The 20442-nt window shown below is 72.2% G+C and carries 14 protein-coding genes; 5 read left to right on the top strand and 9 right to left on the bottom strand.

Features of this window, described 5'->3' with window-relative positions:
- Positions 1 to 18: 18 nt before the first annotated feature.
- Genes ACQRWP_RS30995 through ACQRWP_RS31020 form a run of 6 tightly spaced genes read right to left on the bottom strand, consistent with a single transcriptional unit; the run spans position 19 to position 5070 of the window.
- Complete coding sequence (locus ACQRWP_RS30995; protein ID WP_430499751.1) at positions 19 to 960, bottom strand: sugar kinase; 942 nt, start codon at positions 958 to 960, stop codon at positions 19 to 21.
- Positions 957 to 1577 (bottom strand): bifunctional 4-hydroxy-2-oxoglutarate aldolase/2-dehydro-3-deoxy-phosphogluconate aldolase, encoded by a 621-nt coding sequence (locus ACQRWP_RS31000; RefSeq protein WP_430499752.1) that lies wholly within the window; start codon positions 1575 to 1577, stop codon positions 957 to 959. The genes ACQRWP_RS30995 and ACQRWP_RS31000 overlap by 4 nt, the downstream gene beginning before the upstream one ends.
- Before the next feature lie 10 nt (positions 1578 to 1587).
- Complete coding sequence (locus ACQRWP_RS31005) at positions 1588 to 2442, bottom strand: hypothetical protein (RefSeq protein WP_430499753.1); 855 nt, start codon at positions 2440 to 2442, stop codon at positions 1588 to 1590.
- Positions 2436 to 3581, bottom strand: a complete 1146-nt coding sequence (gene dgoD, locus ACQRWP_RS31010; protein ID WP_430499754.1) for a galactonate dehydratase — start codon at positions 3579 to 3581, stop codon at positions 2436 to 2438. The genes ACQRWP_RS31005 and dgoD overlap by 7 nt, the downstream gene beginning before the upstream one ends.
- Positions 3578 to 4288, bottom strand: a complete 711-nt coding sequence (locus tag ACQRWP_RS31015; protein ID WP_430499755.1) for a FadR/GntR family transcriptional regulator — start codon at positions 4286 to 4288, stop codon at positions 3578 to 3580. Before ACQRWP_RS31015 ends, dgoD begins: the two co-directional genes overlap by 4 nt.
- Positions 4289 to 4323: 35 nt before the next feature.
- Complete coding sequence (locus ACQRWP_RS31020; RefSeq protein WP_430499756.1) at positions 4324 to 5070, bottom strand: SDR family NAD(P)-dependent oxidoreductase; 747 nt, start codon at positions 5068 to 5070, stop codon at positions 4324 to 4326.
- Between the two features lie 159 nt (positions 5071 to 5229).
- Between ACQRWP_RS31020 and ACQRWP_RS31025 the strand changes: the two genes are divergently transcribed.
- From ACQRWP_RS31025 to ACQRWP_RS31045, 5 genes are read left to right on the top strand one after another with little or no spacing between them, the layout of a single operon-like run.
- Complete coding sequence (locus tag ACQRWP_RS31025) at positions 5230 to 6525, top strand: ABC transporter substrate-binding protein (protein ID WP_430499757.1); 1296 nt, start codon at positions 5230 to 5232, stop codon at positions 6523 to 6525.
- A gap of 1 nt (position 6526) precedes the next feature.
- On the top strand, positions 6527 to 7447 hold the full coding sequence (locus tag ACQRWP_RS31030) for a carbohydrate ABC transporter permease (RefSeq protein WP_124818439.1): 921 nt from the start codon (positions 6527 to 6529) through the stop codon (positions 7445 to 7447).
- Entirely contained in the window at positions 7444 to 8265 is an 822-nt protein-coding gene (locus tag ACQRWP_RS31035) for a carbohydrate ABC transporter permease (RefSeq protein ID WP_196920834.1), read from the top strand. Before ACQRWP_RS31030 ends, ACQRWP_RS31035 begins: the two co-directional genes overlap by 4 nt.
- The gene (locus ACQRWP_RS31040) at positions 8262 to 10349 is read left to right on the top strand and encodes an alpha-galactosidase (protein WP_430499758.1); all 2088 of its coding nucleotides are present in this window, start codon (positions 8262 to 8264) and stop codon (positions 10347 to 10349) included. The genes ACQRWP_RS31035 and ACQRWP_RS31040 overlap by 4 nt, the downstream gene beginning before the upstream one ends.
- Positions 10350 to 10395: 46 nt before the next feature.
- A complete protein-coding gene (locus ACQRWP_RS31045) occupies positions 10396 to 12609 on the top strand; it encodes a glycoside hydrolase family 27 protein (RefSeq protein WP_430499759.1) in 2214 nt (737 codons plus the stop codon).
- A 51-nt stretch (positions 12610 to 12660) separates the two neighbouring features.
- Here the strand turns inward: ACQRWP_RS31045 and ACQRWP_RS31050 are convergent, their stop codons facing one another.
- The 3 genes from ACQRWP_RS31050 to ACQRWP_RS31060 all read right to left on the bottom strand — a co-directional run bounded on the left by ACQRWP_RS31050 (position 12661) and on the right by ACQRWP_RS31060 (position 20352).
- Positions 12661 to 15186, bottom strand: coding sequence for an ATP-binding protein (locus ACQRWP_RS31050; protein ID WP_430499760.1), 2526 nt, complete (start codon positions 15184 to 15186; stop codon positions 12661 to 12663).
- A gap of 98 nt (positions 15187 to 15284) precedes the next feature.
- Positions 15285 to 18362 carry a S8 family serine peptidase gene (locus tag ACQRWP_RS31055; RefSeq protein ID WP_430499761.1) on the bottom strand — a complete coding sequence of 1026 codons (3078 nt, stop codon included), beginning with the start codon at positions 18360 to 18362 and terminating at the stop codon, positions 15285 to 15287.
- A 739-nt stretch (positions 18363 to 19101) separates the two neighbouring features.
- Positions 19102 to 20352: a DUF222 domain-containing protein gene (locus ACQRWP_RS31060; protein ID WP_430499762.1), complete on the bottom strand. Its 1251-nt coding sequence runs from the start codon at positions 20350 to 20352 to the stop codon at positions 19102 to 19104.
- Positions 20353 to 20442: the final 90 nt, after the last annotated feature.

Consider the following 20442-nt stretch of genomic DNA (forward strand, 5'->3'; position numbering starts at 1 on the left):
TGCTCCTCCAAAGGGTCGTCAGCGGACCGTACCGCCGGGGCCGTGGTCGAGCAGCGCCAGCTCGGCCCGGTCGGGCAGGCCCTCCCAGTCGCCCCGGGTGGCGACCGCGAACGCGCCGGTGGTGACGGCCCGGTCCAGGCGGGTCGACGCGTCGACGCCGTCGAGCCAGCCGGAGAGCAGCCCGGCGACGAAGGCGTCGCCCGCGCCGACGGTGTCCACCACCGGCACCGTCCGGGCTGGACGGTGGATGGCGTCGGTCGCGCTGTGGTTGGTCGCGCCACCGGCGCCGTGCTTGACCACGACCTCGGTGACGCCGGCCGAGAGTAGCGCCGAGGCCGGGTCGGTCGCGTCGGTCAGCACGGCCAGCTCGTCGTCGGAGGCGATCACCAGGTCGATCGAGGGCAGCAGCGGGCGCAGCGCGGCGGCGGCCTCCGCGACCGACCAGAGTCGGTTGCGGTGGTTGACGTCCAGGCAGATCGTGCTGCCGGCGGCGCGGGCGCGCCGCACGGCCTCCACCACCGCCTGGTACGGCTCGACGCCGAGCGCGCAGGTGATGCCGGTGACGTGCAGCAGCCGGGGTGGTGACCCGGGCGCGTCGAAGGCCCGGGTCACGTCGGCCGGACCGAGCCGGGAGCCGGCCGACCCGGCGCGGTGGTAGGTGACCCGGTTGATGTCGGCGACCCGGTTCTCGAAGAGGATCAGCCCGGTGGGGGCGGTCGCGTCGACCCGGGACCAGGTGAGGTCGACTCCCTCGGCGCGCAGCGTACGGCGGATCAGCTCGCCGGGCTCGTCGGCGCCGGTGACGCCGACCCAGGCGGCCCGGTGGCCGAGCCGGGCCAGGCCGATCGCCACGTTGGACTCGGAGCCGGCGATGGAGATCCCGGCGGTGCCGCCCAGTCGCAGTGGGCCGGCGGTACGGAACGCCGCCATCGTCTCTCCGAGCGTGAGCAGGTCGGTCACGGCCGGACCGCCGCGAGGAAGGCGGCGGCGCGCTCCCGCAGCGCCGCCGTGTCGCCGCCTCGGACGGCGTCGCCGAGCAGCGGGGAACCGACGCCGACCGCTGTCGCGCCCCGGTCGAGGTAGCGCCGCGCACCGTCCGCGTCGACCCCACCGACCGGCACGAACGCGATACCGGGAAACGGGTCGCGCAGGGCGCCGAGGTAGTCGGGCCCGCCGAGCGAGGCCGGGAAGAGCTTGATCGCGGTGGCCCCGCCGTCGACGGCCTGCACCACCTCGGTGGGGGTGAGGGCGCCGGCGAGCACCGGCAGCCCGAGCCGGCCACCCTCGGCGAGGCTCGGTGCGATCGCCGGGGTGACCAGGAAACCGGCGCCCGCGTCGGCCGCCGCACGGGCGTCCTCGGCGCTGAGTACGGTGCCGGCGCCCAGGGCGAAGTCGGGCCCGAGGGCGGCGCGGGCGCGGCGGATGATGCCGAGCGCGTCGGCGCTGGTCATCGAGACCTCGACCAGGGCGACGCCGCTCTCGGCCAGGGTGAGCACGGCGGTCAGCGCGGCGGCCGGGTCCGGGCCGCGCACGATGGCCAACAGTCGATGGGTACGCAGCTCGTCGAGCAGGTTCATCACGGTGTCCTCAGTGGTTGCGGTGGGCGGAGATGGTGAGTCGCCAGGTGACCTCGCCGGTGGGCGGGACGACCGCCGCGTCGGAGGGGCCGGCGTCGGCCAGGTCGAAGGCCGCGCCGAGCATTGGTTCGATGCCGACGCTCCGGTACGGGCCGTTCGCCGGCCAGCCGCCCAGGTTGCGCCAGAGCGCGGTGCTGCGGGGCTGGTCGGCGCACTCCAGCTCCAGAGTCAGCCGGTCGGCTCCGTCGACCACCTGGACCCGGGCGCAGTCGAGCAGCACCGCGCCGAGCGCGGTCCCGTCGTCCGGCCCGAACATGTCCAGGGTCAGCCCGGCCACTGTCAACCCGGCCGGGGTCGGCCACGGCCCGGTCAACCACGGGTCACCGGTGGGCCAGCTGCCCGGCGGCAGGAGCGTGGCGGCCTCCGGGTGCAGCCGGGTCGGGGTGCCGGCGGGCGCGTCGAGGCGGGCGGCCGGGGAGAGGTCGAGCAGGGCGTGCGCGGCCCAGACGAAGCGGTGCCCGGGGTCGGCGGCCAGCCGGTAGTCGGCCACCACCGCGCCGCCGGAGTCGGTGATCCGGCGGGTGAGGGTGAACGTCGGCCGCTCGATGACCACGGTCCCGGGCCCGGCGCTGCTCCACGGCCGCGACCACACCTCGCCGTGGTCGGGCTCGCCGCGCACGGTGGGCAGGCACTCCTCCAGCCCACCGGCGTCGACGAACGCGTCGTCGGGGCGTACCTCGTGGCGGCCGGGTTCCGGGCCACGCCAGAGCCACTCCCGGCCACCGCCGCGCAGACTCGTCCACCGGCCGCCGTGCGCCGCGTCGTACGCCGCCCGCAGCGCCACCGGCCGCACGTCGGTCACCACTCGGCGAAGGACCCGTCGGCGTGCTCCCAGACCGGGTTGCGCCAGGCGTGTGGGGTCTGGGCGGCCTTGCGGACCGCCGCCTCGTCGACAGTGATGCCCAACCCGGGTCGGTCGAGGCGGGCGATGTGCCCGTTCACGAACCGGAACGGCTCCGGGTCGACCAGGTAGTCCAGCAACTCCGAGCCGGCGTTGTAGTGGATGCCGATGCTCTGCTCCTGGATCAGGAAGTTCGGCGTAGCGAAGGCCACCTGAAGGCTGGCCGCCAGCGAGATCGGGCCGAGCGGGCAGTGCGGGGCGAGCAGCGCGCCGTACGTCTCGGCCAGCGCGGCGATCCGGCGGACCTCGGAGATCCCACCGGCGTGCGACAGGTCCGGTTGGACCACGGCGACCCCGGCCTGCAACGGGTCGAGGAACTCGGACCGCCCGTAGAGCCGCTCGCCGGTGGCCACCGGGATCGGCGTGCTGGCGACGATGTCGCGCAGGTGGTGAGCCTGATCGGGCAGCACCGGCTCCTCCACGAAGAACGGGCGCAGGGCGGCCAGTTCGGGCAGGATCCGGCGGACGGCGGCCATTCCGGCGCGACCGTGAAAGTCCACAGCGATGTCCCGGTCGGGCCCGAGCACCTCGCGGGCGGCGGCCACCCGGCCGATGACCGCGTCCACCTCGGCCGAGGTGGGGATCGGCGAGAGCCGCCCGCAGGCGTTCATCTTGACCCCGGTGAGGCCGGCGGCGACCTGCGCGGCGGCGGCGTCGGCCACCTCACCGGGTTCGTCCCCGCCGATCCACGAGTAGATCCGGACCCGGTCGCGCACGTGCCCGCCGAGCAGCGCGTGCACCGGCGCGCCGTACGCCTGCCCGGCGATGTCCCAGAGCGCCTGGTCGAGGCCGGCGACCGCGCTGGAGAGGATCGGGCCGCCCCGGTAGAAGCCACCCTTGGTGAGCACCTGCCAGTGCTGCTCGATGCGCAGGGGGTCCGCACCGATCAGATATTCGGAGAGCACCTCGACCGCGCTGCGCACCACCTCGGCGCGGCCCTCGACCACCGGCTCACCCCACCCGACCAGCCCGTCGTCGGTCTCCACCCGGCAGAACAACCACCGTGGCGCGACCAGGAAGGTCTCGATCCGCGCGATCTTCACTGACTGCCCCTTCGTCCCCGTGCCTTCTCGACGTCGCGGACGGCCTTGTCCAGCAACTGACGCATCGCGGTCTCGGCCGCCGTCTCGTCCCGGTCGCGCAGCGCGTCGACCACCGCGCGGTGGCTGGGCACCGGGTCGTCGTGCGCGGTGCCGCCGTGCACCAGCCGGTCCCGTTCGGCGAGCCCGGTCTCCATCACCACCTCCATCCGCTCGAGCAGCTCGTTGTGGGTGGCGGTGAGCAGCGCGCGGTGGAAGGCGAGGTCGGCGACGATGGCGGCGGCGGGATCACCGTTGGCCTGGGCCATCTCGGCCAGCGCCCGGTCGAGGGCGGTCAGGTCGTCCTCGGTGGCGCGGGTGGCGGCCAGCCGTGCGGCGGCCGGTTCGATGATGGCGCGCACCTCGTGCAGTTGGTCGAGCAACCGCTGGTCGGTGCCCTCGGCGAACTGCCAGCGGATCACGTCGCCGTCGAGCAGGTTCCAGTCCGCGCGGGGTCGGACGAAGGTGCCGCGCTTCTGTCGGGCGTCCACGATGCCCTTGGCTGAGAGGACCTTCAGCGCCTCGCGGAGCGCCGTGAGGCTGACGCCGAACTCCTCCTGCAACGCGACGATGTTCAGGGTCGCGCCGGCGGCGATCTCGCCGGTGAGGATGCGACGGGCGATCGCTTCGACGGTCTGCCCGTGGACGCCGCGGCGTGCGTACTGTGCCAATGCTCCTGGCCTTTTCGCTGGTCGGTATCGATCTCTCAGGCCGAGGCTTTCACCGCTGTCCAGCCACCGTCCACCACGAGGCTCGCGCCGGTGATGTAGGCGGCGTCCGGCGAGGCGAGGAAGGCGACCGTGGCGGCCACCTCGTCCGGTGTGCCGAAGCGCTTCGCGACGGTCTCCGCGATGCTGCGTTGGCGGTCCTCTTCGGACACGTCGGCCCAGGCGGCGGTGAGGATCGGCCCGGGCAGCACGGTGTTGACCCGGACCGGCGGGCCGTACTCGACTGCGAGTTGGCGGCCGAGCGCGACCAGGCCACCCTTGGCCGCGGCGTACGCGGGCCGGCCGGGCAACCCCACCAGCGCGTGCACCGAGGAGATCAGCACCACCGCGCCGGAGCGTGCCCGCAGGTCGTCCAGGCAGGCGCGGACGCCGAGGAAGGAGCCGGTGAGGCTGACGCCGAGCTGGTGGTCCCAGGACTGCCGGCTGGTCTCGTGCGCCGGGGCGACCCGCACGGCGTAAGCGGTGCTGACCAGGATGTCGACCGGGCCGAGGTGGTCCCGTACGGCGCTCACGGCGGCCGTCCAGTCGGCCTCGTCGCTGACATCGCCCACTACGGACAGTGCGCGGTCGCCGCGCGCGGTCAGTTCGTCGGCCAGTGGGGCCGGGTCGGCCACGTCGAGCAGCGCAACCGCTGCCCCCTCGGCGGCGAGCCGCCGGGCGATGGCCGTGCCAATCCCACCCATCGCGCCGGTGACCAGCGCGTTCTTGCCCTCAAGCCGGCGCATAGGCTGATCCACCTGACCCTCGCCTTGGTCTCGTCTAATCATTAATTACGAAGATATCTTGACAGCCGGCGAGGGTCGATGCAACCTTCTGGTCACAGCATTCACATGGACGACACATCGCGTGGTGACGCTGAGTGTCGTAAAGGAAGGGATACCTCCGTGAGCGACTTCGACCCCGGTCGCCGGCGATTCCTTGGCCACCTTGGGCTCGCCGGACTGGGCGCGCTCGGCGCCAGCTCGTTCCTCAGCGCGTGTGCCAGCTCCGCCAGCGGGCCGACCACGAGCAACGGCTCGGGCGCGGTCACCATCCAGTCCAACCTCTCCTCGCCGCAGGCCAAGGCGGCGATGGAGAAGCTGATCGAGACCTTCAACGCGCAGGGCAAGGGCACCGCGAGCCTCAACACGATCGCCTCGGAGACCTTCCGGACCCAGCTGCCGACCTACCTGACCTCGGCCAACCCGCCGGACCTCTACACCTGGTACGCGGGCTCGGTCGCCAACGACTACGCCAGCAAGAACCTGCTGCTGGACGTGTCCGAGGTGTGGAAGTCACTGGACGACTACCCCCAGTCGCTGCGCACCCTCTCCACCGACGCCAGCGGCAAGCAGATCTTCGTGCCGATGAACAACTACTGGTGGGGCTTCTTCTACCGCAAGTCCAACTTCGCCAAGTGGGGCGTGCAGGAGCCGAAGACCTGGACCGAGTTCCTGGCGCTGTGCGAGACGCTGAAGAGCAAGGGCATCCCGCCGATCGGTATCGGCCTCGGCGACACCCCGTGGGTTGCCTCGGCCTGGTTCGACTACCTGAACATCCGGATCAACGGCGCGCCGTTCCACCGCGAGCTGCTCGCCGGCAAGCAGCGCTTCGACGACCCGAAGGTCAAGGCGGTCTTCACCCGCTGGCGCGAGGCCCTGCCCTACTTCGACCCCAAGGGCAAGGCGTACCCGTTCCAGGAGGCGACCACCGCGCTGCTGGCCGGCAAGACCGGCATGTTCCTGATCGGCACGTTCTTCGCCGACGCGGCACCCAAGGACGCGCTCGGCGACCTGGACTTCTTCCGGTTCCCGATCATCGACCCGGCGGTGCCGCTGGCCGAGGAGGCACCGACCGACGGCTTCTTCGCCAGCGCGAAGACCGCCAACCCGACCGGCACCAAGGCCCTGCTCAGCTACCTGGCCGGGGTCGAGGCCCAGGAGGCGTACGTCAAGGCCAGCTCCGGCATCGTGCTGCCGGCCAACCCCAAGGCCAAGGCGTCGGACTCGCCCCTGGTGGTCAAGGGCAAGGCGATGCTGAACGAGGCCGAGGAGCTGACCCAGTTCTTCAACCGCGACTCCAGCGACGCGCTCCAGCCGACCGCGGACACCGCGCTGACCAAGTTCATCGACAAGCCGGACCAGATCGACGCGATCCTGCGGGAGTGGCAGGCCGGCGCCGAGAAGGTCTTCAAGGGCTGACGTGACAGCAACGATCTCCACGACTTCGGTCACCCCCACCCGGCGGCGGCGACGGTCGGCTCGACTGTCGCCGCTGCTGGTGGCGTTCGTCCTCGTGCCGTTCGCGGTCGAGAGCGTCTGGGTCTTCTGGCCGGCGATCCAGGGCTTCTGGTTCTCCCTCACCCGCTGGGACGGGATGACACCGCCGACCTTCGTCGGCACCGACAACTACGTCGAGCTGGCCGGCGACGCCACCTTCCGGGGTGCGCTGGTCAACACCGTGATCTGGCTGGTGCTCTTCGGCGGCCTCTCCGTGCTGGGCGGCTTCGGGATGGCACTCGTCCTGCAGAAGGAGCGGCGCGGTGTCGGCTTCTACCGGGCCGCGCTGTTCACCCCGGTGGTGTTCTCGCTGGTGGTGACCGCGCTGGTCTGGCGGGTGTTCTACCAGCCCGACGGCATCGCCGACACGCTGCTGCGGGCGGTCGGCCTGGAACAGCTGATCCGGCCCTGGCTCGCCGACCCGCAGACCGCCCTGTACGCGGTGATCCTGCCCGCGCTGTGGCGGCAGATCGGGTACGTGATGGTGCTGTTCCTGGCCGGGTTGAAGGCGATCGACCCGGCGCTGCACGAGGCGGCCCGGATGGACGGCGCCAACTCCTGGCAGCGGCTGTGGCACGTCACCATCCCCCAGATGAAGGGGGTCAACGCCGTGGTGCTGTCGGTCATCGTGATCGACTCGCTGCGCTCGTTCGACATCGTCTGGTCGCTGACCAAGGGTGGGCCGTACCACTCGTCGGAGCTGCTCAGCACCTACATGTACTCGACCGCGTTCCAGAGCCTCCGGCTGGGTTACGCCTCGGCGATCGCTGTCGTGATCTTCGTGCTCGCGCTGGCCGTCATCCTCGGCTACCTGGTCCGCGCGTTCCGGGAGGAAGCGTCATGAACAAGCTCCGTACCGGGGCCTTCCACACCGGCATGATCCTGCTCTCGCTGCTCTGGCTGGGCCCGGTGCTCTGGGTGGTGGTGATGTCCACCCGGTCGTTCGACGACATCGCCGCGCACGGCGTGGGCAGCCTGCCCCGCTCGTTCACCCTGGACACCTACCGGCAGGCGTGGACCGACGGTGGCGAGCTGCGCGCACTGATCAACAGCATGCTGGTCACCGTCCCATCGGTGGCGCTGAGCCTGGGGCTGGCCGCGATGGCCGCGTTCGCGCTGAGTCGCTTCCGGATCCCCGGGCGGCGCACGATCCTGCTGCTGATGCTCGCCGGCAACCTGCTCCCACCGCAGATCCTGCTCATCCCGGTGGCCAAGTTCAGCGAGCTGACCGGCCTTTACGACACGCTCTGGGCGTTGATCGCGGTGCAGGTCGGCTTCGGGCTCGGCTTCTACACGTTCGTCCTGCACGGCTTCATGCGGGATCTGCCGGGCGAGATCCAGGAGGCGGCCACCATCGACGGCGCCGGCACGGCGCAGATCTTCACCAAGGTGATGCTGCCGCTGACCCGACCCGCGCTGGCCGCTCTCGGCGCGCTCTCCTTCACCTGGATCTTCAACGACCTGCTCTGGGCGATCACCGTGCTGCGTACCGATGACAACATGCCGGTCACCCCGGCGCTGCTCGCCCTCCAGGGCCAGTTCGTGTCGTCCTGGAACGTCATCGCCGCCGGTACGGTCATCGCGGCCGTCCCCACCGTCGCGGTGTTCCTCCGCTTCCAGCGGCACTTCGTCTCCGGTCTGGCGCTCGGAGCGGTCAAGTGACCGCCGAGGCCGGGCAGCGCTGGACGCTGCGGGGCACGCACACCGAGTACACAGTGCGGGTGCCCGCGCACGGTCGCTGGCTGGAACTCGTCGCGTGGGGGCCGCACGGCGTCTCCGACGGGCCCTCGCCGGTCGCCTACGACGGCCCGGTCCCGTTCCTCACCGCCGGGGACGCGGCCCCCATCGAGTACGCCACCGACGCCGACCGCCCGTTCACCGGCGCCGATTTGGTGATCGAGACGTCGAACGGGCAGCGGCGGGTGGGCTTCGTGCACACCGACGCGCGGATCGACGCCGACCAGCGGGAGCTGGCCGTCGAGTTCGCCGACCCGGTCACCGGGCTGCGCGCCACAGTGCACTACCGGGTGCCCGTCGGCACCGACGTGGTGCAGCGGTGGGTCGACCTGGCCAACGACGGCACCGACGCGCTGCGGGTCGTCCGGGCCGGATCGGGCGGGTTCTGCGTACCGACGCCGCACGGCGCCCTGCTCAGCCACCAGTGGGGGCAGTGGGCGCAGGAGTTCCAGCTCTCCCACGTCGAGCTGGGCCACGGCGCGTTCAGCATCGGCAGCTCCCAGGGCGTACCCGGGCACCTGCACGTGCCCTGGCTGGCCGTGCGCGACACCGCCGAGCCGGCCGGACCGGCCTGGGGGATGGCGCTGGCCTGGACCGGCTCGTGGGAGATCAGCGCAGAGCGGGACACCGGCGGTCTGACCCGGGTCCGGGTCGGCCGTCAACTGGTCGACGGCCCGCTGGAGTTGGCCGCTGGCGAGCGGCTGGCCCTGCCGGTGGTCACCGGGGCGTACAGCCCGGACGGCCTGGACGGGCTGGCCCGGGTCTGGCACACCCACCAGCGGATGCTGGCCGGGGAGCGGCTCAGCCCTCGCCCGGTTCTCTACAACTCCTGGGAGGCGACCTACTTCGCCGTCGAGGCGCAGAGTCAGCTCGCGCTCGCCCGGATCGCCGCCGAGTTGGGCGTGGAGACGTTCGTCGTGGACGACGGCTGGTTCGTCGGCCGCAACGACGACACCGCCGGGCTGGGCGACTGGACACCCGACCCGGCGAAGTTCCCGGCCGGGTTCGACACCTTCATCGCCGACGTCCGCGCCCTCGGACTGAACTTCGGGCTCTGGGTCGAGCCGGAGTGCGTCAACCCGAAGTCCTCCCTGTACGCCGAGCACCCCGACTGGGTCTACGCCGTCGACGGCCGGCCGCTCACCCCGGTCCGTAACCAGTACCTGCTCGACCTGGGCCGGCCGGAGGTCGCCGAGTTCGTCCACTCCACAGTCGACGACCTGCTGCGCCGGTACGACATCGACTACCTGAAGTGGGACTTCAACCGGCCGCGTACCGAGCCGGGTCGGTCCGGTGGAACGGGCCCGCTCGACCTGGACGGCGCGCACGTCGCCAACCTGCACCGGATCTACGAGCGGTTGCGCCGGGACCATCCCGGGGTGCTGATCGAGGCGTGCGCCGGCGGGGGCGCGCGGACCGACCTGGCGATGGCCGCCCGGGCCGACGTCTTCTGGCCCAGCGACAACACCGGTCCGCTGGACCGGCTGGCCATCCAGTACGGCTTCCTGCACGCCAACGCCCCGCACCTGCTCAGCTCCTGGGTCACCGACGCGCCCGGCCTGTTCGACCCCCGCCCCCGAACGCTGGCGTTCCGGTTCGTCCTGGCGATGGCCGGTGTGCTCGGCATCGGCGCGGACATCCGGGCGTGGACCCCTGCCGAGCGGGCCGAGGCGGCCGGCTGGATCGCCCGCTACAAGGAGATCCGGGACGTCGTCACGCACGGCGAGGTGCACCTGGTCGGCGGCCCCGACCAGGCCCGCTGCGCGGTGCAGTACACCGCGCCGGACGAGAACCAGGTGGTCGTCCTGGCCTGGCACACCGGCCGGCTCGACGGCGCGGGGCTGCTTCCGTCCCGCCCGGTCCGGTTACCCCTGCGCGGCCTCGACCCGACGGCCCGCTACTCGCACGGCGATCGGCACTACGCCGGCAGCCACCTCGCCACTGTCGGCCTGCCCGTGCAATGGAGCGCGACCCACGACGCCGACCTCATCGTGCTGACCCGCGACTGAGATCGGAGCACCACCACCCCCACCCCCGAGGGACAGGAGTACCTCCATGCGCCTGAACCGACAGCTGACCGCTGCCCTGGCCGTGCTCGGCCTGGGCCTGGCCAGCCCGACGCCGGCGATGGCCGGCCCACCCCACGCCGACCCACCGCAGGCCGGCCACGGGCCCGGCCGTCCCGGTCACGCCCCGGCCGCCACCGGGGCGGAGGACCAGGGCGCGCCGACCTTCTTCAACAGCGGCCTCGCCCCGACGCCCTACCAGGGCTGGAACACCTACTTCGGTCTCGGTGGTGACCCCACCGAGGCCGAAGTACGGTCGGTCACCGACTACATGGTCCACAGTGGCCTGCGGGACGCCGGCTACACGTACGTCTGGATCGACGGCAACTGGGCCGCGCCCACCCCGCGCAACGAGGCCGGTCAGCTCGTCGCCGACCCGGCCCGCTTCCCCGGCGGAATGGCCGCGCTGGCCGCGTACATCCACAGCAAGGGGATGAAGGCCGGCATCTACACCGACGCCGGCCCGTACCTGCCGGGGCAGTGTGGGCTCGGCAGCAACGGCCACTACCAGGCCGACATCGCCCAGTTCGCCGGCTGGGGCTTCGACGCACTGAAGGCCGACTGGCTCTGCGGCCGGGCCGCCGGCCTCGACCCGGAGACCACCTTCCGGGAGTTGGCCGAGGCGGTACGCCAGTCGCCCCGACCGATGCTGCTCAACATCTGCAACCCGGTCAGCTCGGACTGGGGCGGCGGCCCGTACACCCCGGAGCAGCTCTCCACCTGGAGCTACACGTACGCGCCCACCATCGCCGACTCCTGGCGGACCTACACCGACGTGGGGCTCACCGACCCGAGCCCGCAGTGGGCGTACCCGTGGGTGCTGCGCAACATGGACGTCAACGCGTACCACCCGGCGGCCACCGGACCGGGGCACTACAACGACCCGGACTACCTGCTGCCGATGCGTCCGCTGCCCGACGGCGGGTACGAGTTGAGCCTGGACGAGTCCAAGACGCAGCTCGGCATGTGGGCCATCATGGCCGCGCCGCTGGTGATCGGCTCCGACCCGCGTGGTCTGCCGAAGGAGATGATCTCGGCGCTGACCAACCCGGAGATCATCGCGGTGGACCAGGACCCGCTGGTCCGGCAGGGCGTCAAGGTCGCCGACACCGGCACCGACGCGCAGGTGTGGAGCAAGGTCCTCGCTGGCTCCGGCAAGCGGGCCGTCGCACTGCTCAACCGGCACGACAGCGCTCAGCAGATCACTGTGAACTTCGCCGACGTCGCCCTCGGCGGGTCGGTCAAGGTTCGTGACCTGTGGTCCCGCACCACGGTGGACGCCCAGCCGAACACCCCGGGGGCGCAGCCGTTCACCGGCTCGTACACCGTCGAGGTGCCGGCGCACGGGGTGGCCATGCTCGGCCTGACCGGCACCGACCAGGTCGCCGGCGCCGACCTCGGTGGCACCGCCAGCGCCAGCCCGGCGCTGGTCCGGGTGGACGACACGCACGCCACCGCCTTCGTCCGCGACGCGCGGGGCGCCCTGGCGGTCAACACCCGCTCCGGTACGACCTGGGGAAGCCGGTGGACCTCCCTCGGCGGCCCGGTCGGCGGCCGGATCCTCGGCCAGCCGGCGGCGTACGGCTCCGCCGACGGGCGGCTCGACGTCTTCGTCCGCGGCACCGACAACGCCGCCTGGCAGCGCAGTTACGCGGCCGGCAGCTGGGGACCGTGGCGCAGCCTCGGGGGCACGTTGACCGACGCGCCCACTGTGGCCTGGACCAACCCGACGCAGTGGACCCTCGTCGCCCGCGGCGCCGACGGCAAGCTCTGGTCGCGTACGCCGAGCGCCGGCTGGACCGGCGTCGGGGCTCCCGAGAACCGGCCGTTCTACGGTCGGCCGAGCGCGGTCGTCGACGACGCCGGCGTGCTGCACGTGGCGGTCCGTAGCCGCACCGACGAGGTGTGGTGGAGCAGCCGGACCGGCACCACCTGGTCGGCCTGGACCAGCCTGGGCGGCACCACCAGCGGCAGCCCGACCCTGCTCGCCACGTCCGGCCGGGTCTACCTGTTCGCGCTGGCCGCCGACAACCGGCTCTGGCAGCGCAACCTGGCCGACGGCGCCTGGGGCGGCTGGTTCCGACGCGGTGAGTTCGCCACCGACGCGTTCCGGGGTGCGCCCGGCGCCGCCGCCGGTGCCAACGGCAGCGCCTGGCTGGCGGTACGCGGTGTCGACGACCGGGTGCACCAGGTCACCCTCTGACCCACGGTGGCGGGCCGTCGACCTGACGGCCCGCCACCCAGTCAGCGTGGCTCAGGCCGGGACGAGTTCCCGGCATCGGCGTAGGACGGCCAGGGCCAGCGGCGCGTCCCGGCCCGCGATCCCGGCCTCCAGCTCGGCCACCGCTCCCGCGGCCCGCCCCGGATCACCGGCTGCGGCTGCCGCCTCGGCCAGCACCAATACGGCCTCGGCGGCCCACGCCAGGATGCCCTTTCCGCGTACCAGCGACAGCGCGTCCGCCGCGTGCCGGACGGCTTCCTCTGGACGCTCGGCCACTGTGAGCCGGGCCAGCGCCGAGAGCGCCTGCACCAGCGGCCAGATCGCACCGACCCGCCGGGCGTCGGCCACCACCTCCCGCAGCGCCCGTTCGGCCACCTCCACGTCGTCGCGCCCCTCGCCGCCGCCGTGGCCTTCGGCCCTGTCGCCGGGTTCCTCGGCGCTGCCGCCGCTTGCGGTGCAGGCACATCCCCCGGCGCTGCGGTCGCCCGCGGTGCCGGCGGTACGGGCCAGCACGGTCGCCAGTTCGGCCCGCGCGTCCAGCAGGGTGACCGGCATCCGCTCGGCGCTGGCAACCAACCGGCGGAGCCGTTCGGCGAGCCCGTCCAGTCGGCCGGCGGCCCGGTCCAGTGACAGTTCGGTCGCCTCCACGAGGGACGTAAGCCGCTCGTACCCGGTCTCGTCGACCAGCGCCCGACCGGCCGCCAGCAGCGCGTCGGCCTGCTCCGGGTGACCGGCGTGCAGCGCGCCCTGCGCCCAGTTCAGGCAGGCCCGCGCATGTTCGCGGGGCCGGTCGGCCAACTCGGCGGACGCGCGCAGCTCGGAGATGATCGCCCAGGCCACCGGGTCGCCCAACTCCAGCAGCAGCGAGGCTCGGGCGATGCGGACCGCGAGGTGCGCCGCCGGATCCCCGCTGGCCGCCGCGGCGGTCTCCGCCTCCGCGCAGCGGTCCAGGTGGTCGTCGACGTGCCGGCCGACGACGGTGTCGGGGGCGGCCAGCACCGCGAGCGCCGGGGCCTTGCGGCGCGGCGCGCGCAGGTACGGCACGGCACGCTCGATCTCGGTGTACCCGCGCAGCGCCTCGCCCTGCTGGCGCAGCATCCGCCCGAGCACCAGACCCAGCTCACCTCGGGCGCCCGGCGGCAGCCGTCGGTCGGCGAGCAGTCGTTCCAGCACGGGGATCGCCTCGGCCTGGCTGAGCCCGTCGATGGCCGACCGGCCCAGCTTCGCGGCGAGCCGAACCCGTACCGGTCGGGGCAGCTCGGCGATGTCCATCGTCTGGAGCAGGAAGCTGGCGGCGGTCGCGTCGTCGCCGCGTTCGGTGGCCAGGTCGGCCGCCGCCTCGGCGTTGCGGACGAAGTCGGCCCCGCTGCCGGCCCGACGGTAGTGGTGCGCCAGTTGGGCCACCGGCCTCGGCAGCTCCTGCTCCAACACTCGCGCCACCCGCAGGTGCAGCCACTCCCGGCTCTCCCGGGGCACCAGGTCGTACACCACCTGTCGGGCCAGGTCGTGGCGGAACCGCAGGCCGTCCCCGGCGTCGTGCAGCAGACCCGCCCGGTGCGCGGCGGTCAACGCCGCGCCGATCGCCACCCGGTCCAGGCTGAGCACCGAGGCGAGGATGCGCTGATCGGGCGTCATCCCCAGTACGGCAGCCGCGCCGAGCACCTCCCGGGTGGCCTCGTCCAGCGGGCGCAGCCGCCAGAGCAGCACGTCCCGCAGGACGAACGGGACACTGTCGTCCGCCAACGGGTCGCCGCCCCGCTCGGCGAGCGTCCGCAGCACCTCCTCGACCACGAACGGGATGCCGGCGGTGCGGTCGAGCAGGGTGGCGGTCAGCTGCTGCGGCGGATCATCGAGCCGCAGGGTGCGGGCCGCCAATCGGCGTACGTCGTCGGCGTCCAGCGGGCTGAGCGCGACGCGCGTGACGCTCCACGGGGGAGTCCGCGCGAGGGCGTCGTGGATCGGCGTACTGCTCCCCGGCGTCGCCGTACGCGCGGTCAGCACCACGGCCAGCCCTTCCACCGGGTGCGTGCTCAGGTAGGCGAGGAGTTCGCAGGTCGCCGGGTCCGCCCAGTGCAGATCCTCCAGCAACAGCGTGGCCGGGCTCAGCGCGGCGAGCACCGCCGCGACGGCGCGGAGCAGGCGATGTCGCTCGGCGGCCGGGTCGACCAACGGGGGCGGCGCGTCCGGCAGGACGTCGGACAGTTCGGGCAGGAGCGGCGCGAGTGCGCCGGCCACCGGGCTGAGCGGACCGAGTCGGTCGGCGCTGCCCCGGATCGCGTCCAGCAGCACGCCGAGCGGGAAGGGCTCGGGCACGTCGTCGCACTCGCCGATGAGGTGCCGCCCGGGGAGTTCGGCGAGCAGTTCGGCGACGAGTCGACTCTTGCCGATCCCCGGCTCACCCTCCAACAGGATCAGGCAGGGCGGGGTTGCGACGAGCCGGCGTAACTGGGCCAGCTCCGCCGCCCGGCCGACGAACTCGACGGGTCCGCGCAGACGTTCGGGGCGGACGGGAGTTGGGCTCCCGCCGCCCCGTGTCTTGTCCTCGCCACCGTCGATCACCGTGGGGCCGAGCAGATCACCTCTGCCCGACGCGACGGTGGGCCGGCGGACCGGCGGTGACCTGGGTCACACGCCTTTCCGCCGGCCCGTCGGCACGGTCAGGACTGGACGGTGACCGGCACGGTCTTCAGCGAGCCGTCACCGTTGCGGAACTCCAGCACGCCGAGGTAGCGCTGACCCGGGGCGAGGCCGAACCATCGCAGGGTCAGGTTCGCCGTCGTGCCCGGCCGCACGCTGCGCTGCTTCGGGTCGATGGTGAAGCGGCCGGTGGAGGTCCCCGGCGCGCCCGGCAGGTAACTGGTCACGGTGTACGCGTTCGCGCCGTCCTTGGTGTTCTCGGTGAACTCCTGCTCGACGACCACGATGTAGTCCCCGGCGCCGTCCGGCAGGGTCACCTTGGCGCCGTCCCGACCGCTGGCCGTGGCGGTGACGAACTTCCCGAACTTGTCGTAGACGTTGAGGCTGAACTCGGTGCACTCCATCACCCCCTCCTCGTCGTCCCAGTCGATGTGGGAGCAGGTGGGCCGCTGCGACGTCACCTGGACGAGTGGGCTGCGGGTCCCGGCCGGCACGTGCAGGGTGGTCCTGCTGATCGACGCGGGCAGCGGCACCGGCAGGTTGTTCGACGTGCTCCAGTCCCAGCTCGGTCCGTCGCCCTTCAGGGTGACCACGTTGCTGGTGCCCGAGGTCAGGCCGGAGAGCTGGGAGATCAGCTGACCCTGGTAGCCGACCTCGGCGGCGATCCGGACGCTGCCGAAGGTGCCCTTGCCGGTGATGGCGTCGGGGGCGACCAGCCCGGAGTTGTGCACGACCAGCGGGCTGCGTACCGCGTGCTTGAACTGGTCGCGCCAGGTCAGCGAACCGTCGGCCCAGGTGTCGAAGGCGCCACCGGTGTTGGTGACCTCAACGGTGAAGCGGGCGCTCTTGCCCGGGCGGATCTGCAGCTTCTTCGGGGTGACCTTGACCGTGTAGCCCGGCGGGGCCTGCACCGACGAGGAGTAGGTGCTGCTCTCGTCGCTGACGTTGGTGACCGTACGGGTCACCGTCTGCTTGCCCACCATCCGGCCCAGCGAGATGGACGGGTAGTTGAGCTGCGCCGTGTCGATCGGCCCGACCGAATCGCAGCCGTCCAGGTCACCGAGCCCGTAGTCGCCGCCACGGTCGGCGGATACCCCACACAGGTACTGGATCCAGTCCTGCTGGTTGGAGTCGTAGACCAGGCCCGGGTCGAAGGCGCTGCCCGGCTCGACCTGGCCGGCACCGTAGTTCAGCGGAGTCGCGTCGTACGTGCCGATCTTGATCGGGTTGCCCTTGTCGGTCTTGTCCACCGCGCTGGTCATCAGCGCCGAGCGGACCGCCGCCGGCGACCAGCCGGGGTGCTTGGCCAGCAGCAGGGCGGCGATACCGGCGATGTGCGGTGCCGCCATCGAGGTGCCCGACTCGAGTGCGAAGTCGTTGCCGCCGATGGACGGGGAGAACGCGGCGACGATGTCCTGACCGGGCGCGCTGATGTCCGGCTTGAGCAGCTCACCGGCGTTCAGGTTCGACGGGCCCGCCGAGGAGAACGCGGCGACCGAGGGCGCCTCGACCGTCTCCAGCTTGCTCGGCGAGATGGTCGCCGTGGCGTTGCCCGTGGCGACGTACGCGGTGACCGTGGCCAGGTCGACCTCGTTGATGTGCACGGTCGGCACGGCCTGCACGTCGGCGTTCAGGGAGTTCAGCTCGTCGTTGTACAGCACCATGCCGACGCCGCCGGCCCGCGCCACCTCGATGCTCTTGTCGGTACGCGGGATCTCGCCCCGCAGGCAAAGCACGATCGCGCCCTTGACCTTGGCCGGATCCAACGTGTCGTCGGCGCAGAGACCGGCACCGTAGGCACCGTCCGGGTCGATTGCGCTGTCCTTCGCGAAGACCAGTCGGGCCGGCCCGACGCCGGTCTCGCCCATGCCCACACCGGCGATGGTGGTGCCGTTGCCGAGGGTGAGCTTCCGGGTGTTCTGCCGATCGGTAGTGCTCGCGGCCACAGTGGTCAGCCAGGGCGTCGAGTTGTCGACGGTGTTGGCGAACGGGCCGGAGTTGCCGGCGGCGGCGGCGACGAACACCCCGGCGGCGGCCGCGTTGAAGAACGTCGCGTCGACCGCCCCGAACCGCTCGGTGTCGTCACCGATCGAGTAGTTGATCACGTCGACGCCGTCCGCGACCGCGTCGTCGATGGCGTGCACGATGTCGATGTCGGTACCGGTCGCGCCGCCCGCACCGTTGTCGTACAAAGCCTTGTAGATCGCCAACCGCGCGGCCGGCGCCATGCCGGAGATCATGCCCAGGTCCTGGGTGCCCGACGTGGCCCGCACGCCGTGGATGCCGGCCGCGGTGCTGGCGGTGTGGGTGCCATGGCCGTTGCGGTCGCGCGGCGAGGAGTAGTCGTCCGGGAACGCCTCGGCGATGCCGCTGTCGTTGTACCAGCGCGCCCCGATCACCTTGTTGTTGCAGGTGACCGGCGCTTCGACGCCGACGTCGCAGGTGCCCTTCCACTTGGCGTCGATGACGGCCTGGTCGGGGCGCGGGCTGGGCAGCGGCGCGAAGCTCGCGCTCTCCGGCCAGTAACCGCTGTCGATGACCCCGATGATCACGCCCTCACCGGCGTGGGAGTCCCCACCAAACTCCTTCTTCCACACCCCGCCCTTGCCGGTCAGGCCCAGGTAGTCGGGGGTGTGTGAGGTGGCGGCGTGCACCTTCTGGCTCTCGTACACCGCTCGGACACCGTCGGTGGCGCGCAGCCGGGCGGCCTGCGGCCCGGTCAGGTCGGCGGCGAAGCCGTTGAACGCGGTCTCCATGGTGACGCGGGTGCGCTCGGCCGGAACACCGACGTGGTCCAGCACCGACTCACGCTGCTGGCGCAGGTGATCCCGGTACGCGTTGGCGCTGCCGGACGTGCGGTTCAGCTTGGCCCCGTCGACCGGCTTGGTCGCCGCGATCCCGGGAACCCCGCCGGTGTAGGTGGCCAGCGGCTCCTCGGCGAGCTGGACGAGGTAGCGGGCGGTCGGCCCACTGCTCGCCGGCGCGGCGCTTGCGTTGGCGGGCAGGCTGGTCAGGCCGGCCGCGGTCAGCGCCACGGCGGCCAGCATGCTGACCCCGTACCTGGCCCGTCCGGTCCGATGTGCGTTCGGTTGTGGCACGTCGTTGCCTCCACGTTCGGTGCCGGCCGCCACGACTGATGACGGTGGCCGAAACCTAGGATCGGTATCGATCATCGAGAAGCACCCGTAACCTGGCTGTCATCTTGGAAACAAGCTCGTAACACAACGGGTACTTTGCGCGTCATTTGGGAGCGCAGACATGGGGGATCCGTGCCATTTGGTCGGTTGCCTGTGCCGTCGGTCGAGTCGGCCTTCGTGGTCTTCGGCGCCCAGGACTCCGGATGCCTGTCCTACGGGGTCGTGGAACGAGCAACGAGACAGGCGCCGGCCGCCCGGTATCCCGACGTGCCAGCACTGGTCCGCGCCTGGCGGCTGGCGACACCCTGAGCTGGGCAGTGGTGCATTACCGCAGGCGCGGGCCAGGCGTGCGGTTGCTCGGTGTTCCGCGGCGTGCGGCCGGGCGGCTTCCCGCGTCGCTGAGTATCCGGAGTAGTGCGTGCGCAGTCGAGCGGGAAGAGCGGCTAGGCGCGTTGTAGGAACGGACGCATCTGCGCAGCCCGCGCTGTCGAGTGGCGTGGAGCAGCCCGCTCTCGGTGAACAGGTGGAGTGTCCGTCCGCGTTGTTAGGCGGGCAGCCCAGCGCTGCGTCCCATCGAGTCGGCGAAGCGCAGCGCCAGCACGCCCCGGCCCGCCACCAGTGGCAAGTCCGGTCGCCTCGGAGCCACGCGCGGATGTGGTTGCCCGGCTTGAAGGGCTGCTCGGGCGTCGGCTGGCTGCTCTTACGTTCGTCGGTGGTAGTGGTTGCGGCGGGGGAGTTGTTCGGGGTCGAGCCAGGCCGGCGGCACGAACTCGGGGTGGCCGTCGCCGGCCAGCCGCACCGTCCAGTCGCTGTGGTGCAGGTGGCGGTGGTGGTGGCCGCAGAGTAGGACGGCGTTGTTGAGGCTGGTCTGGCCGCCGTCGGCCCAGTGGTGGATGTGGTGGGCGTGGCACCAGCGGGGTGGTCGGTCGCAGCCGGGGAACGCGCATCCCCGGTCGCGCAGCAAGAGGGCGCGGCGCAGCGGCCCGCTGATGAGTCGGCGTTGTCGACCGACGTCGAGGACCTGGCCAGCGCCGCCGAGGACGGTGGGCAGGATGGTGGCGTCGCAGGCGAGTCGGCGCACCGTTTCCGCGGTGAGTTGCAGGCCGGTGTCGAGGGTGCCGGTGCCGAGCTTTGCGGTGAGCGCGTCGTAGTCGGTGGTGACGACGATCTGAGCGCAATCGCTACCGCTGTCGGGCAGCTCGTCGGTCCGGAGGGTGAGTCGGCAGAGTTCGGCGAGGGCGTCGTGGCGGCGTTGCCCGGGGGAACGGGAGTCGTCCGGTGCGGACGGGGCGGTCAGTGGGTCGATGGCGGCGCGGAAGAGGCCGGCGGTTTCGGGGTCGAGGGTGCCGGTGAGTCGGAGTCGACCGTCGCTCTGTTCGGACAGGGTGAGGTGCCGGTCGCGGGTGGCGCGGCGTGCTTCGGCGTCGAGGGCGGCTTGGGCGGCGGCGTCGGCGATGTCGGGGGCGACGTGGTCGAGGATGCGGGCGCCGAGTTTGCGTAGGTGGGTGGGGTCGAACTGGCTCGCCCAGCCGACGAGCACACCGACCGCTTTGTCGGCGGCCTCGGCGTCGGCCGACCTGTTCACGGCGTCGACGGTGTCGGCGATGACCCGGACCTGGTCCAGGCTGATGGCACCATCAGCCAGCGCTTGTCGGATGCCGGGGTTGCCGGCGTCCAGGGCGGTGGCGAGGTCGATCAGGCGGCGGGCGGCGGGGACGGTCAGCCGCAGTCGTTCGCGTAGCCAGACCGCGGTGCAGGAGGCCCCTTGCGCGCGGGGCGTGCAGCGGCCGTCGAGCTCGCGGACCAGAGCGAGTTTGACGGCGGCGAGCCGTTGCTCCAAGCGGTGCGCGGCGTCGAGTGCGGCGATCAGCTCGTGCTCCGGCAGGGCCCAGGCGGCGGCGTCGGCGCAGGCGGCGACCGCGTCGTCTGCCTGCGCCAACTCCTCGAGCATGACCCGAGACTAGAACAGGTGTACGACACTTTCAGTCGCCATGATCGATTGCTTCGGGTGCGATCGGCGTTGAGCTGGCAGGGCCGCGCT

Origin of the sequence: Micromonospora trifolii (assembly GCF_050516465.1) — a bacterium.
Lineage (GTDB): Bacteria > Actinomycetota > Actinomycetes > Mycobacteriales > Micromonosporaceae > Micromonospora > Micromonospora trifolii.

Excerpts from the sequence above, each read along its gene's own strand:
- ACQRWP_RS31000 (WP_430499752.1), bottom strand. The coding sequence starts at position 1,577 with ATGAACCTGCTCGACGAGCTGCGTACCCATCGACTGTTGGCCATCGTG.
- ACQRWP_RS31020 (WP_430499756.1), bottom strand. The coding sequence starts at position 5,070 with ATGCGCCGGCTTGAGGGCAAGAACGCGCTGGTCACCGGCGCGATGGGT.
- ACQRWP_RS31035 (WP_196920834.1), top strand. The coding sequence starts at position 7,444 with ATGAACAAGCTCCGTACCGGGGCCTTCCACACCGGCATGATCCTGCTC.
- ACQRWP_RS31045 (WP_430499759.1), top strand. The coding sequence starts at position 10,396 with ATGCGCCTGAACCGACAGCTGACCGCTGCCCTGGCCGTGCTCGGCCTG.
- ACQRWP_RS31060 (WP_430499762.1), bottom strand. The coding sequence starts at position 20,352 with ATGCTCGAGGAGTTGGCGCAGGCAGACGACGCGGTCGCCGCCTGCGCC.